The sequence below is a fragment of the Streptomyces triticirhizae genome (genome assembly GCF_003696235.1).
Classification (GTDB): Bacteria; Actinomycetota; Actinomycetes; order Streptomycetales; family Streptomycetaceae; genus Streptomyces; species Streptomyces triticirhizae.
The window spans coordinates 1-13,469 of sequence record NZ_RFFJ01000170.1 but is presented as its reverse complement, the minus strand read 5'-3'; the positions used below and the strand labels follow the sequence as shown (position 1 = coordinate 13,469).

Annotated in this window: 11 protein-coding genes; 4 read left to right on the top strand and 7 right to left on the bottom strand. The window is 74.5% G+C overall.

Going from position 1 to position 13,469, the window contains the following annotated elements:
* Window positions 1–35 precede the first annotated feature (35 nt).
* Window positions 36–851 (bottom strand): methyltransferase domain-containing protein, encoded by an 816-nt coding sequence (locus EBN88_RS23385; RefSeq protein ID WP_122399049.1) that lies wholly within the window; start codon window positions 849–851, stop codon window positions 36–38.
* A gap of 206 nt (window positions 852–1,057) precedes the next feature.
* On the opposite strand from EBN88_RS23385, the gene EBN88_RS23380 reads away from it, so the two are divergent.
* Window positions 1,058–2,092 (top strand): MBL fold metallo-hydrolase, encoded by a 1,035-nt coding sequence (locus tag EBN88_RS23380; RefSeq protein WP_122399048.1) that lies wholly within the window; start codon window positions 1,058–1,060, stop codon window positions 2,090–2,092.
* Between the two features lie 67 nt (window positions 2,093–2,159).
* Here the strand turns inward: EBN88_RS23380 and EBN88_RS23375 are convergent, their stop codons facing one another.
* Together EBN88_RS23375 and EBN88_RS23370 are read right to left on the bottom strand one after the other, a co-directional pair.
* Window positions 2,160–2,816, bottom strand: coding sequence for a DedA family protein (locus tag EBN88_RS23375; RefSeq protein ID WP_122399047.1), 657 nt, complete (start codon window positions 2,814–2,816; stop codon window positions 2,160–2,162).
* On the bottom strand, window positions 2,813–3,589 hold the full coding sequence (locus EBN88_RS23370) for an MBL fold metallo-hydrolase (protein WP_122399046.1): 777 nt from the start codon (window positions 3,587–3,589) through the stop codon (window positions 2,813–2,815). Before EBN88_RS23370 ends, EBN88_RS23375 begins: the two co-directional genes overlap by 4 nt.
* Before the next feature lie 262 nt (window positions 3,590–3,851).
* Between EBN88_RS23370 and EBN88_RS23365 the strand changes: the two genes are divergently transcribed.
* The 3 genes from EBN88_RS23365 (at window position 3,852) to EBN88_RS23355 (ending at window position 7,145) form a co-directional block, all read left to right on the top strand.
* Window positions 3,852–5,942, top strand: coding sequence for a phage holin family protein (locus EBN88_RS23365; protein ID WP_122399045.1), 2,091 nt, complete (start codon window positions 3,852–3,854; stop codon window positions 5,940–5,942).
* 67 nt (window positions 5,943–6,009) lie between these two features.
* Window positions 6,010–6,315 carry a 4a-hydroxytetrahydrobiopterin dehydratase gene (locus tag EBN88_RS23360; protein ID WP_122399044.1) on the top strand — a complete coding sequence of 102 codons (306 nt, stop codon included), beginning with the start codon at window positions 6,010–6,012 and terminating at the stop codon, window positions 6,313–6,315.
* A gap of 68 nt (window positions 6,316–6,383) precedes the next feature.
* The gene (locus EBN88_RS23355; protein WP_122399043.1) at window positions 6,384–7,145 is read left to right on the top strand and encodes a class I SAM-dependent DNA methyltransferase; all 762 of its coding nucleotides are present in this window, start codon (window positions 6,384–6,386) and stop codon (window positions 7,143–7,145) included.
* Between the two features lie 63 nt (window positions 7,146–7,208).
* Here the strand turns inward: EBN88_RS23355 and EBN88_RS23350 are convergent, their stop codons facing one another.
* The 4 genes from EBN88_RS23350 to EBN88_RS23335 form a co-directional block, all read right to left on the bottom strand.
* Entirely contained in the window at window positions 7,209–8,042 is an 834-nt protein-coding gene (locus EBN88_RS23350) for an aldo/keto reductase (RefSeq protein WP_122399042.1), read from the bottom strand.
* A 147-nt stretch (window positions 8,043–8,189) separates the two neighbouring features.
* On the bottom strand, window positions 8,190–9,068 hold the full coding sequence (fdhD, locus tag EBN88_RS23345; protein WP_122399050.1) for a formate dehydrogenase accessory sulfurtransferase FdhD: 879 nt from the start codon (window positions 9,066–9,068) through the stop codon (window positions 8,190–8,192).
* Between the two features lie 84 nt (window positions 9,069–9,152).
* Window positions 9,153–12,299: a glycosyl hydrolase 115 family protein gene (locus EBN88_RS23340; RefSeq protein ID WP_122399041.1), complete on the bottom strand. Its 3,147-nt coding sequence runs from the start codon at window positions 12,297–12,299 to the stop codon at window positions 9,153–9,155.
* Between the two features lie 171 nt (window positions 12,300–12,470).
* Window positions 12,471–13,469 (bottom strand): allophanate hydrolase-related protein (locus EBN88_RS23335; RefSeq protein WP_267902588.1); only part of this gene is annotated, 999 nt, incomplete at its 5' end.

The following is a 13,469-nucleotide window of genomic DNA, read 5'->3' as shown; positions in this document are numbered from 1 at the left end:
GGGCCGCGCGCCCTGGGCGGCGCCCGCCCGGCGGCTCAGGCGCGGCAGAGCAGCTCCCCGTGCGGAACGCGGAACCAGCCGTCCGGGTCCGCGCCCCAGGCGCGCCACGCGGCGGCCGTCGCGGCCAGCTCGGCCTCGGTGGCCAGCCGCGCGGCCAGCGCCCGTTCCGCGAAGGTCGAGGCCACGGTGCGTTCCGCCCACAGCTCGCTCCACCACGCCCGTTCGTCCTCGGTGGCGAAGCACCAGGTCGCGGCGGACGGGGCGATCTCGGTGAAGCCGGCCGCCCGCGCCCAGGACAGCAGCCGCCGCCCGGCGTCCGGCTCGCCGCCGCTGGCGGTGGCCACCCGGCGGTAGCGCTCCCGCCACGTGTCGAGCCCCGGCGTCTCGGGGAACCAGCTCATCGCGCCGTAGTCGGAGTCCCGGACCGCGACCACCCCGCCGGGCCGGCAGACCCGGCGCATCTCGCGCAGCGCGCGCACCGGGTCGGCCAGGTGCTGGAGCACCTGGTGCGCGTGGACCACGTCGAAGGAGTCGTCCGCGAAGTCCAGCGCGTGGGCGTCGCCCGTCCCGAACCGGATCTCGGTCAGCCCGCGCGCCGCCGCCTCGGCCCTGGCCTCGGCCAGGACGCCCTCGGCCTGGTCGATGGCCGTCACCGGCCCGGGCGCGACCCGTTCCGCCAGGTCGGCGGTGATCGTCCCCGGGCCGCAGCCGATGTCCAACAGGGCCAGGCCGGGGCGGAGTCGGGGCAGCAGATAGGCCGCCGAGTTCTCGGCGGTGCGCCAGCGGTGTGACCGCAGCACCGAGTCGTGGTGACCGTGCGGATAGCCGGCGTCCGGCGTGGTTCGCGACATGGCACCACCCTGCCGCCTGTCTCGTATGTCGAGCAAGAACGTTTCGCATGGTGGACGGTGTCGCTGGATCGGCCCAACGCCCCCGCCGCCCGAACGGTCCCGCCGCCGGCCCGGTGGTGCCCTGGAACGGGGCAGCCGGGGAGACCGGGAGAACCGGGGCCCCGGAGCCGGGGGAGCCCTGGGACGCCGGAGCATTCGGAGGCCAGATGACCGACCGGACCGAGGAACCCACCCACCACCAGCCGCCCGCCGCTTCGCCCGAGCCCCCGGTGGCGCCGCGCCCGCTCTACCAGCGGCGGTCCTGGCCCGGCGGCTTCGCCGACCGGCTCACCGACCCGCTGCCCGGGCTCGGCGCGATGCTGCGCGCCGCGCGCCAGGGGGCGCTGCGCCCCGGCGCCTCGGCGCGCTACGCGGCGGCCGGACTCCCGTTCGCGCCGGAGCCGGTGCCCGAGGTCGACCCGGGAACGGTGGCGGTCAGCTGGGTGGGCCACGCCAGCTGGGTGATCAGGATCGGCGGGCTGACGGTCCTCACCGATCCGGTCTGGTCACGGAAGATCCTGGGCACCCCGCCCCGGCTGACCCCGGTCGGCGTGCCCTGGTCCCAACTCCCGCCCGTCGACGCCGTGGTGATCTCCCACAACCACTACGACCACCTGGACGCCCCCACCGTCAAGCGGCTGCCCCGGCTCACCCCGGTCTTCGTGCCGGCCGCGCTCGGCGAGTGGTTCCGCCGCCGGGGCTTCAACCAGATCACCGAACTCGACTGGTGGGAGACCGCCGAACTCCCCGCGCCCGGCGGCCCGTTGCGCTTCGACCTGGTCCCCGCCCACCACTGGTCGCGGCGCGGGCTGCTGGACACCTGCCGCACCCTGTGGGGCGGCTGGATGCTCACCGACGGCGCCGGTCAGCGCGTCTACTTCGCCGGGGACTCCGGATACGGCCACTGGTTCGCCGAGATAGGCGCCCGCTTTCCCGGCATCGACCTGGCGCTGCTGCCGATCGGCGCCTACGCCCCGCCCTGGCTGCTGCGTTCCGTGCACACCGACCCGGAGGAGGCGGTGCGCGCCTGCGACGACCTGGGTGCCGAGCGGATGGCGCCGATGCACTGGGGAACGTTCTCGCTCTCGGCCGAGCCGCCGCTGGAGCCGCTCGTGCGGGTGCGCGCCGCCTGGCGCGCGGCGGGTCGCGTGCCCGAGGACCTCTGGGACCTCCCGGTGGGCGGCGCACGGGTGTTGGACTGAACGCGCGCCGGCGTGCACGCGCCCCCGCACGCCGGCGTGCACGCCCGTGTCAGCGCCCGGGCCCGCGCTAACCCGACCTCCGCAGCCGAGGCGCCGCCGCGATCAGCAGGGTCAGCGCCACCGCCGCCACCACGCCCTGCCACGGGTGCGGGAAGAGCGCCCCGCCCACCACCCCCAGCAGGCCGTAGATCCCGGCCCACGCCACCGTCGCCGGCAGGTTGCCCCGCAGATAGGTCCGCGCCGGCATCCCCGACAGCAGACAGGCGAGCATCACCGGCAGCCGCCCGGCCGGCACCAGCCGCGAGACCAGCAGCACCGTCGTTCCCCCGCGCTCCAGTCGCCGCTGCGCCGCCGCCAGCGTCGCCGGCGCGACCTGCCCCCTGATCCGCTCCAGCCAGCGGGTGCCCCGCGAGCCCAGCCCGTAGAGCGCCGCGTCGCCGAGGAACGCGGCGCAGGCCGCCACCGCCCACACCAGCAGCGAGGTCGCCACCGGGTCGCTGTGGTGCACGGCCACCACGGCCGCCGAGCTGACCAGCGCGCCCGTGGGCACCACCGGCACCAGCGAACCCAGCAGCACCAGCGTGAACAGCGAGGGATAGCCGATCGCCTGCTGGGTGGTCTCGGTGTCCACCGTGTTGACGGTGGTGACGGTGGTGACCGCCGTGTGCACCGTCTCCTCGGCCACCAGCGCCAGGCCGGCCAGCGTCGCGGGCGCCGCGCTCATCCGCGCGCCGCCAGCCGCACGCTCTCACCGTGCCGCAGCCGGTGCACCGCCACCTCGGGCGCCAGCCGCGCCGCGTGCCGGACGAACTCGTCGCCCGGCGCGTGGAACTCGTGCGGGCGCACCGCCGACATCCCCCACGGCCAGTACGTGCCGTAGTGCACCGGGACGGCGCAGCGCGGCCGCAGCCTGGTCAACGCCTCGGCGGCGCGCTCCGCGTTGAGATGCCCGTGCCCGAGCCCCGGGCCCCAGCCGCCGACCGGCAGCAGCGCCGTGTCCACCGGGCCGACCTCGTCGGCCATCCCGCCGAACAGGTCGGTGTCGCCGGCGAAGTACGTCCGGCCCTCGCCCTCCACCACGAAGCCCAGCGGATCGACCCGGGTCCTGGCGAACGGCAGCCACCGCCCGTCGTGCGCGGCCGGCACCGCGCGCACCGTGACCCCGCCCACCGACAGCCGGTCGCCCGGCGTCAGTTCGTGGATCTCCAGCCGGCCGGCCACCGGCCGCAGCAGCGGCACCGCGCCCAGCGCGCCCCTCGGCAGCAGCAGCGGCGTGCCCGCCGGCAGCCGCGCCAGCGAGCGCGGGTGCAGATGGTCGCTGTGCAGATGGGAGACGAGCACCGCGTCGGCGGCCGTGACCCGCGCCGGCGGCAGCTGGCCACGGCGGCGGCGCAGATGGGCACAGCGGCGGGTGAGCACCGGGTCGGTCAGCAGCGTGGTGCCGGAGTCCCGCACGGTCGCCGTGGCATGGCCCCACCAGGTGATCTCCACGGGCATCGGGAACTCCTTCGCGCACGGCCACGGCCGACCCAGGTCAAGGATGCCAGCCGCGCCGACGGCGACCGCCCCCGATCCGCGAGGATGGTACGGAACGGCCCGGCCGGCGCCCAGCGGAACGGCCCGGCCGGCGGCGCCCCGGGACGAGCTGGGATGATCTGGGACGGTCCGGGGCGAGCCGGCACGTGCCGGGCCGCGAAGGGGCGGGCCCGGGCGCGCGTCGGAGACGGAGCGAGAGAACGAGGGGAACGGTGGTGCGGCGGTGGGACGGTGGCGGAGCGCGGGTGCCGCGATCCTGCGGGTGCTCGCGGTGTGGGCGGTGGGCACCGTCACGCTGATCGTGCTCGCGCTGGTGCTTCCCGACTTCCGCCTCCAGTCGGCCGACGGCGACAGCCTGACCAGGGTCGGGCTGACCGCCGCGCTGGGCGCCGGCTTCTTCGGCCTGTTGAACGCGCTGGTGTGGCCGTGGCTGGTGCGCGCGCTGCTGCTGGTGCCGGCGCTGGCGCTGGGCTCGTTGGTCTTCCTGCTCAACGGCTCGCTGCTGCTGCTGGCGCTGAGCGCGGTGCCGGGGCGCGGGCAGGCCGGCGCGGGTACGGCGGTCGTGGTCGCGGCCGTCACCTCGGTCACCTCGTCGGCGACCGGCGCGTTCCTCGCGGTGCGCGACCGGGGCGCGGCCCGGCGCCGGCTGCGACGGATGGCGGGGCTGCGGTTCGGGCGGTCAGCGCCGGGGCCGGTCAGCCGCTCGGCCGGCCTTGTCTTTCTCCAACTCGACGGCATCGGCTACCACGTGCTGCGGGAGGCGACGGCCGGCGAGCGGCCGGCGATGCCGACCGTGGCGGCGCTGACCGCGCGCGGCCACCGGCTCACGCCCTGGCGCACCGACTGGTCCAGCCAGACGGGCGCCTCCCAACTGGGCATCCTGCACGGCAGCAACGAGGACGTGCCCGCGTTCCGCTGGTACGAGAAGGACACCGGCGAGGTGCTGGTGAGCAACCGGCCCTCCAGCGCGGCCACCCTCCAGCGCCGCGCCCAGGCGCGGGTCGGCTCCGCCGGGCTGCTGGCCGAGGACGGCGCCAGCAGGGGCAACCTGTTCACCGGGGGCGCGGGCCAGGCCGCGCTGGTGCTCTCGGTGGCCGCGCGCCGGAGCGCGGGACAGCGCTCGCGCGCCGGTTACTTCGCCTACTTCTCCGACCCGGCGCACGCGGCGCGCACCGCCGGCTCGTTCCTCGCCGAACTGGTGCGCGAGATCGGCCAGTCCACCCGCGCGCGCCTCGCTGGCGTGCGCCCGCGCGTACGCCGGGGTGGGCTCTATCCGCTGATCCGGGCGTTCGCCACCGTGGTGCAGCGCGACGTGGTGACGGCGGCCGTGGTCGGCGACATCCTCAACGGGCGCGGCGCCGTCTACGCCGACCTGGTCGCCTACGACGAGGTGGCCCACCACTCGGGCCCGCGCGGGCGCGACACCCGGCAGGTGCTGGCCCGCCTCGACCGCTGCGTGGCGCTGGTCCTCCAGGCCATCGACCACGCCCCGCGCCCCTACCACCTGGTGCTCCTCTCCGACCACGGGCAGAGCGAAGGCCCCACGTTCGCCGGCGCGTTCGGGCTCACGCTGGAGGAGCTGGTGCGGATCGGCTGCGGCCGGCCGGTGGCGGCCGCGCCGCGCCGCGAGGAGAGCGGGGCCGAGGCCAGGGGCGTGGCCAGGGCCGCGCTGCACCGGCCCGAGCAGCCGGCCGAGCCCGCGCCCGAGTGGCGCGCCGAGCCCGACGCGGCGAGCGCCCCCGTGGTCCTGGCCTCGGGCAACCTGGGTCTGGTCTCCTTCCCGGACATCCCGGGGCGGGCCGGCAGGGAGGCCGTCGAACGCCGCTACCCGGCGCTGCTGCGCACCCTGGCCGAGCACCCCGGGATCGGCTTCGTGCTGGTACGCGACGAGCGGCACGGCCCCGTGGTGCTGGGCGCCGGCGGCGCCGAACACCACCTGGAGAGCGGAAAGGTGCTGGTCGCCGACCCGCTCGCGCCCTTCGGGCCGGGCGCCGCCGACGCGGTGCGGCGCACCGACGCGTTCGCCAACTGCCCCGACCTCATGGTCAACTCCGCCTTCGACCCGGCGACCGGCCGGGTGCACGCCTTCGAGGAGCAGCTGGGCTGCCACGGCGGGCTCGGCGGCGAGCAGAGCCAGGCGTTCCTGCTCTCCCCCTCGCGGCTCTCCCCGCCCACGGCCGAGGGCGAGCTGGTGGGCGCGGAGGCGGTGCACCGGGTGCTGCGCCGCTGGCTGGCCGAGGCCAGGGCGCACCGCCCGGAGAACGCGCCCCCGACCGCGCCCTCACACCGCGCGGAGCGCGGCGGCCGCCCCTAGTCTGGTGCCCAGCAGTGCCAGCAGTGCCAGCAGTGCCAGCGGCACCCCACCGGCGAAGGAGACGCGCATGGCCCCGCAGCCGTTGAACGAGACGCAGATCGGCGAGGTCCTCAGCGGGCTGCCCGGGTGGGCGTTCGGCGACGACCGGCTGGTGCGCGAGTACACCCTGGACAGCCATCTGGCGGCGGTCGCGATGCTGGTCCACATCGCCACCATCCAGGAGCAGATGGACCACCACGCCAACCTCACCGTGACCTACAACCAGCTGGGCGTCGCGGTCAACACCCACAGCGTGGGCGGCAGGGTCACCGAGCTGGACACCCAACTGGCCACCCGCGTCGAGGAGATCGCCGCCGGCCACGGGGCCCGCTGAGACGCCTTGCCGAGCGGCGGAGGAAACGCGGTGGCCGGCGCGCGGGCCGGCCACCCATACTGGGCGCCGTGGTCGATCACCAGTTCGCCGACGCCCAACTCGCAGCGCTCTACGACCGGTTCCACCCCTGGGACGCCCGGGGCGACTTCGCCTTCTACCTGCCCCGGCTGCTCGCCGCCCGTTCCGTGCTGGACGTCGGCTGCGGCACCGGGACGCTGCTGCACCGGGCCAGGGAGGCCGGCCACGACGGGCGGCTCGTCGGACTCGACCCGGCCGCCGGCATGTTGGCGCTGGCCCGCCGGCGCGAGGACGTGGAGTGGGTCCGGGGCGACCTCGACTGCCTCGACGGGCGGCGGGAGTTCGACCTGGTGGTGATGACCGGGCACGCCTTCCAGGTGCTCCTCACCGACGACGAGATGCGCGGCGCGCTCGCCGCCGTCCGTGAACTCCTCACCGACGAGGGGTACTTCGCCTTCGAGACCCGCAACCCGGCGGCCCGCGCCTGGGAGTTGTGGACCCCCGAGCACGCGGTGCGCACCCTCGACGAGCGCGGCTCCGAGGTCACCATGGCCCACCGGGTCGACCTGCCGGTGGTGGGGGAGACGGTCAGCTTCACCACCACCTACACCAGCCCCGACTGGCCGCGCCCCCAGACCAGCCGCAGCACGCTCCGCTTCCTGGACGCGCCCACGCTCGACCGCCTGCTCGCCGAGGCCGGCCTGGCCGTCACCGAGCGCTACGGGGACTTCCACGGCGGCCCGTTCACCCCCGAGGGGCCCGAACCGAGCCCCGAGATCGTCACCCTCGCCCGCCGCGCCGCCCCCCGCTGAGGAACGGCGAACGCCCGGGGCGGGCCCGCCGGAACGGGGCGCCTCGGGCGTTCGGGGGCCGGTTCAGCGCCAGTTGGCCTCGTCCGGGTCGGAGCCGACCCGGTTCGGGGTGTCCAGGGCGGCGATGGCGGCGAGGTCCTCGTCGTCCAGCTCGAAGCCGAAGACGTCGAAGTTCTCCGTGATCCGGGACGGGGTCACGGACTTGGGGATCACCACGTTGTCCAGCTGGAGGTGCCAGCGGAGCACCACCTGGGCCGGGGTGCGGCCGTGCTTCTCGCCGATCCGGGCGAGCGCCGGGTCGTCCAGCAGCCCCTTGCCCGAACCCAGCGGCGACCAGGCCTCGGTGACGATGCCCAGCTCGCGGTGGAAGGCGCGGGACTCCTCCTGCTGGAAGTTGGGGTGCAGCTCGATCTGGTTGAGCGCCGGCACGATCTGGGTCTCGTCCAGCAGCCGCCGCAGGTGCTTCGGCTTGAAGTTGGAGACGCCGATCGCGCGGGCCTTCCCGTCGGCCAGGATCTTCTCCAGCGCCTTCCAGCTCTCCACGTAGAGGTCGTGGGCCGGGGCGGGCCAGTGGATCAGATAGAGGTCGACATAGTCCAGGCCCAGCTTGGCGAGTGAGCGATCGAACGCGGCCAGCGCCGTGTCGTAGCCCTGGTCGCTGTTCCACAGCTTGGTGGTGACGAACAGCTCCTCGCGCGGCAGCCCGGAGGTGGCCAGGGCGCGGCCGGTGCCCTCCTCGTTGCCGTAGATGGCGGCGGTGTCGATGCTGCGGTAGCCGGCGGCCAGGGCCCGCCCCACGGCGACCTCGGCCTCGTCGTCGGGCACCTGCCAGACGCCGAAGCCGAGCTGGGGCATCTGGACGCCGTTATTGAGAGTGACTTGGGGGACGCTACTCACGTGCGATTTCGTCCTTCTCTGATCGTGAACGATCGTATTGGTGGCCCTCTTACATAATCACGGATCTGACCTGCGGAACCAGGACGGGGGCGCCCTTGTTCCCCGGGGGGCCGGGGCCGTGGTGGGCCCGTGCCGTTCGGTGAACGGTCAGCCGGCCTCGGCCGCGCGGTCGCCCGGGTCCGACGCCGCGTCCCGGCCCAGGTTCAGGCGCTCGGCGCCGCTGTAGACGTTCATCGAGGAGCCGCGCAGGAAGCCCACCAGGGTCAGGCCCGCCTCCGTCGCCAGGTCGACGGCCAGCGCCGAGGGCGCCGAGACGGCGGCCAGCGTGGGGATGCCCGCCAACACCGCCTTCTGCACCAGCTCGAACGAGGCCCGCCCGGAGACCAGCAGCACCGTGTCGCGCAGCGGCAGCGCCCCGGATGTCAGGGCGTGGCCGACGATCTTGTCCACCGCGTTGTGGCGGCCCACGTCCTCGCGGACGTCCAGCAGCGCGCCGTCCGTCGAGCAGAGCGCCGCCGCGTGCAGCCCGCCGGTGCGGGCGAACACCCGCTGCGCCGCGCGCAGCCGCTCCGGCAGCTCGGCCAGCACCGCCGCGTCGATCCGGGGCCCGGTCGGCAACGGCAGCTCCCAGCGGGCGGTGGTGCGCACCGTGTCCAGGGAGACCCGACCACACAGCCCACAGGACGAGTTGGTGAACACCCGCCGGTCCAGCGAGACATCGGGCCCCGGCACGCCCTCGGCCAGCCGCACGTCCACCACGTTGTAGGTGTTGGCGTCGTCCGGCCCCGTCGAGCCGGCGCAGTAGGCGATCCGCGCCAGCTCGTCCGGCTCGGCCAGCACGCCCTCGCTCACCAGGAAGCCGCTGGCCAGCGCGAAGTCGTCGCCCGGGGTGCGCATCGTCACGGCCAGCCGGCGGCCGTTGACTCTGATCTCCAGCGGCTCCTCGCCGACCAGGGTGTCGGAGCGCGTGGAGATGGCGCCGTCCCTGACGCGGATGACCCGGCGGCGTTCGGTGACCCGTCCCATGCCCGCCATGATGGCACCGCGCTGCCCGAACGCGGCGGAGGGGCGATCGGGGTCAGCCGCCGATCGCCCCTCCGGCCCGCGCGCTCAGCCCCTGGCGCGCAGGCTCTCGGGCGGTCCCAGGTAGCTCGGCCGCAGCCCGCCGGTGTCCACCACCAGCTTCTGGAGCACCACCGTCGGGTCGACCATCCAGAACTTCAGCAGGTGCCGCCCGGCCTCGGCCACGGTGTGCTCGGTGCTGATCACCGTGGCATTGTCGGAGGTGTTGCGGGCCCACTGCGGGTTCATGTTCTGGTCGTCCGAGCCGGTGACGGCGGTGATGTTCACCGACTGCGGGGCCTCGTCGTCCAGCGAGACGGCACAGGTCAGCCCGTCGGTCGGCAGCACGTTGTTGCGCGGCGACAGATAGGCGTACACCCGCACCGGTCCCGTGGTGAAGAGCGTCAGCTCGTACTCCAGCCGGGGGCCGCGCCCGCCGGGCGTCTGGCGGGGCGCGGTCACCGGGAACGGGGCCACCCCGGCGCCGGTGCGGCCGAGGTCGGGCAGCGTCCGCCAGGAGACGCCGGCCGTGTTGACCGCCCGCCGGTAGTGCGCGGCCTCGATCGACACATAGCCGTTGGCCTCGACGAAGCCGGCCAGCCGGCGGAGCGGGATGCCCGGGTTGTCCACCTCGGCGAGCACCTCCACCTCGCGGCCCGCGCCGGAGACGACCACCGGCACCGTGTGCCGGCCCTCGGGCGCCCGGTCGAAGTCCACGCTCAGCTCGACCCGCACCTGGTCATGGACCGTTCCTGACGGCTCGGTGACGGTCAGCCAGGACTCGGCCGGCGCCACGGTGTACTCGAACGGTTCGGTGCCCCGGTTGAACACCTCGATGTACTGGCGGGGTTGGCTCTGGTAGGGGCTGAACGTCGGCAGCACCGCCGGCTGTTCGGCCTCGGGCCACCACAGCTCGGAGCCGTCGATCGCCACGCCCAGCTCGGCGCCGGAGGCGGGCTCGATCCGGCGGACCGGCGGGAACACCTCGTCGGGCAGTGCCACATGGTCGGGCGTCTGCGGCTGCTGCCAGGGCGCGTCGGGTCCGTAGCGCTCCACGTCGCCGTAGCCGATCTTCGGCTGGGTCTGGAAGCCGGCCCACTTTCCGTCCGCCAGCTCGTTGTTGTAGTAGTCGGACATGGCCTGGTCGTCGGCGAACCTGGCGTCCGTCGCGTCCGCCAGCTCGTTGGTGGCCAGCCGCCCCTGGCGGGCATAGTGCAGGCTGGTGAACTCGGCGGCCCGCAGGGCATAGAGGTTCGCCGTCGCCTCCACCTGGTACTGCACCAGCTGGTAGTAGGCATCCTGGTAGCCCGCCTGGAGCGACTCGCCGATCCGCTGTACCCGGGCGTCCAGTTCCTCCCACTCGGCCGTCACCCGCTCCAGCTCGCGGTAGTCGGTGAGGCTGAACGGCGTCGCCTGGTCGTCGTAGACCACGGCCGTGGGGTCGGTCGCCAGGTCCTTGTCCGGGTCGACCGTGATCCGCCGGTTGAGCAACTCCGGCTTGCGGCGCGCCTGGAGGACCCCGTAGGCGTGCAGCACCTCGGCGATCGCCTCGGCGTGCTCGGGCCCGAAGTTCTGCCGGGCGTAACGGCGTTCCCACTCGCCGAGCGCCTCGATGTCCCAACGCTCCGGGTCCCAGGCGTAGTCGAGGAAGAACTGGAGCGGCATCTCCTCCGCCTTGAGGTCCCCCACGTTGACCACCCACAGCCGGTCGATGCCGTACGCGTACGTCAGGTGCAACTGCTCCCAGGTGGAGGCCAGGTTGATGGTGTCAACCCACTTGTAGTTGCGGCCCACGCCCACGTAGTCGAAGTGGTAGTAGAGGCCGTATCCGCCCTCGCGCGGGGGGAGTTGGGGATCGGGTACCTTGCGGAGGTTGCCCCAGTTGTCGTCGCAGAAGATGACGGTGACGTCGTCCGGCGGGCGCAGCCCCTCGTCCCAGTAGTGCTGGACCTCCTTGTAGAGCGTCTGAACCTGCGGGATGCTCGTCAACGCATCGTCGGTCAGTTCGTCCAGGATCTCCCGCTGGCTGGCGATGATGCTCTCCATCAGCTCGATGCCGTCGCCGTCCGGCAGGCTGACGTCCCCGTTGCCCCGCATCCCGAGGGTGACCACGCCCTCGAAGCCCTCGTCCACCATCCGGCGGATGCCGTCGGCCCAGTACTCCCTGATCGCCTCGCCGTTGCGGCGGAAGCTCCACTCGCCGGTGCCGCCATAGGGGTCGCTGCCCGGGGTGACGATCTCGCCGTTCTCGTCCCGCTCGGCCGGGGTCGCGTGCCGGTTCCACTCCTCGATGCCGCGCATCATCGGGCCCTCGTGCGAGGTGCCCATCACGATCCCGTACTCGGTCGCCGTCGCGTGGTTGGCCGGGTCGTCCTCGGCGAACGCGCGCCCCCAGACCGCCGGCCACAGGTAGTTGGCCTTCAGCCGCAGCATGACCTCGAAGACCCGGGCGTAGAAGGCGCTGTTGAAGCCGTTCGGGAAGCCGGGGGCGTGCCCGGGCCCGAAGAACGCGGGCGCCCAGGTGCCCAGCGCCGGGTTCTCGTCGTTGATGAAAAGGCCCCGGTACCGGACGGCCGGGGTGCCCTGGGTGTGCTTGCCGGGCAGCGCGTAGAGGGTCTCGTGGTGCGGGGTCGGCACGTCGTCCCACCAGTACCAGGGGGAGACCCCGGCCTGCCGGGACACCTCGTAGGCGCCGAAGATGGTCCCGCGCTGGTCGCTCCCCGCGATCACCAGCGCGCGCCGCACGCCGGGCAGCGGGTCGTGGACGACCTGCTGGCGGCTGGTCTCCCACTCTCCGGCGATGCCCTGGACGTCCAGCTTGCCGGCGGCGACAAGGCGGTCGATCAGGGGACTTCGGCCGATGGTGCCGACGATGACGGCCGCGTCGAGCCGCCCGGCGACCTCCCGCAGGATCTCGGGGGCGCGGCCGGTGACCCGTTCGATGTCGGCCCTGAGGTCGCCGACCACCCGCACGACGCCGGGGAAGTCGTCGTCGCTGACGAGCAGGGGGGCGGCACGCCCGTCGGCCACGAGCGGCAGACTGCCGGGCCGCCAGGTCTCGGTGATGAACGTTTCTCGGGAATCGCGTCGTTCGGTCGGGCGGGCGGGGGCGGCGGCGTTGGCCGGGACGGTGGGGACGGCGGTGGCAGCGACGGTGAGCGGAAGAATGCTCAGAAAGGCACGCCGGCTCGTCATGTTCAGCTCCGCGCGGTGATGGGGGAACCGATAATTATCGGAATGGTTCCGGAAGGCTATTGACGCTCCCAGGGTGGGTCAAGGGGCGTGCAACGGCCGGATCTCCGCCGGATGTTGGGGCGCGGGAGGCCGAAAAGTTTTCGGATGTCGTCGGCCTCCCGGCCGGCTCACTCAGCCCGCCGAGGCCGCCCGGTAGGCCCGCCAGCCGCCGTGCTGGGAGATGTCGGGGGCGCCGGCAGCGGCGGCGGCCTCACAGAGGAAGCCGGTGACCTCCCGGCCGTCCGCCAGCCGCACCCGTCCCAGGGCCAGCGGCGCCGGCAGCCCGGCCAACAGCCGCCCCAGCGCGGCGGGCGGCAGCGACCACAGCTCGCCGTCGAGCGCGTGACCCGACTCGTCCGCCGCCACCCGCAACACCCCGGGCCGCGCCGGGGTGCCCGGCAGCGCCACCATCCGGTACTCCGGCGCCGTGCCCACCTCGCCCAGCAACCGGGCGCCGGCGGCGGTGAGTTGGCCGTTGAGCGGCTGCCCCGACAGATGCGCGCCGAAGACCACGAGCGGCAGCCCCGGCGGGCCCAACGTCGGGCGACCGGCGGGCAGTTCCTCGCCGGTGAGCGCGGCGGCCACATCGGCGGCCACCCGGTCGGCGAAGCCACGGGCGATCACCGTCACCCCGAACGGCCCCCCGTCCACCTCTCCCGCCGGCACCGCCACGGCCGAAAGGTCCAGCAGGTTCACGAAGTTGGTGAATGTGCCCAGCCGGCTGTTCACCCCTAGGGAGTCGGCCGCCACCTCGGCCAGCGTCGGATGCTCGGGCGTGGTGGGCAGCAACAGCACGTCGCGGCCGTCGAGTTGGGCCATCGCCTGGTGTCGCAGCTCGGCCAGCCTGGCCAGGTCGGCGGCGTAGGCGTGGGCCGACAGCCGCCCGGCCGCCGTGATGATCGACCGCACCGTGGGGTCGACGCCCGGCGCCCCGCCGGTGGCCGGGTCGTCGAGGAACGCGCCGACGGCGGCGTACCGTTCGGCCGCGAACGCGCCCCCGTAGAGCAGCTCGGCCGCCCGCAGGAACGGGCCGAGGTCGACCGTCTCGACCCGGGCGCCGGCGGCGGCCAGCCGCCGGACGGCCGCGTCGAACGCCGCCCGCCAGCCCGGCGCCAGCACGCGCAGCGCGCC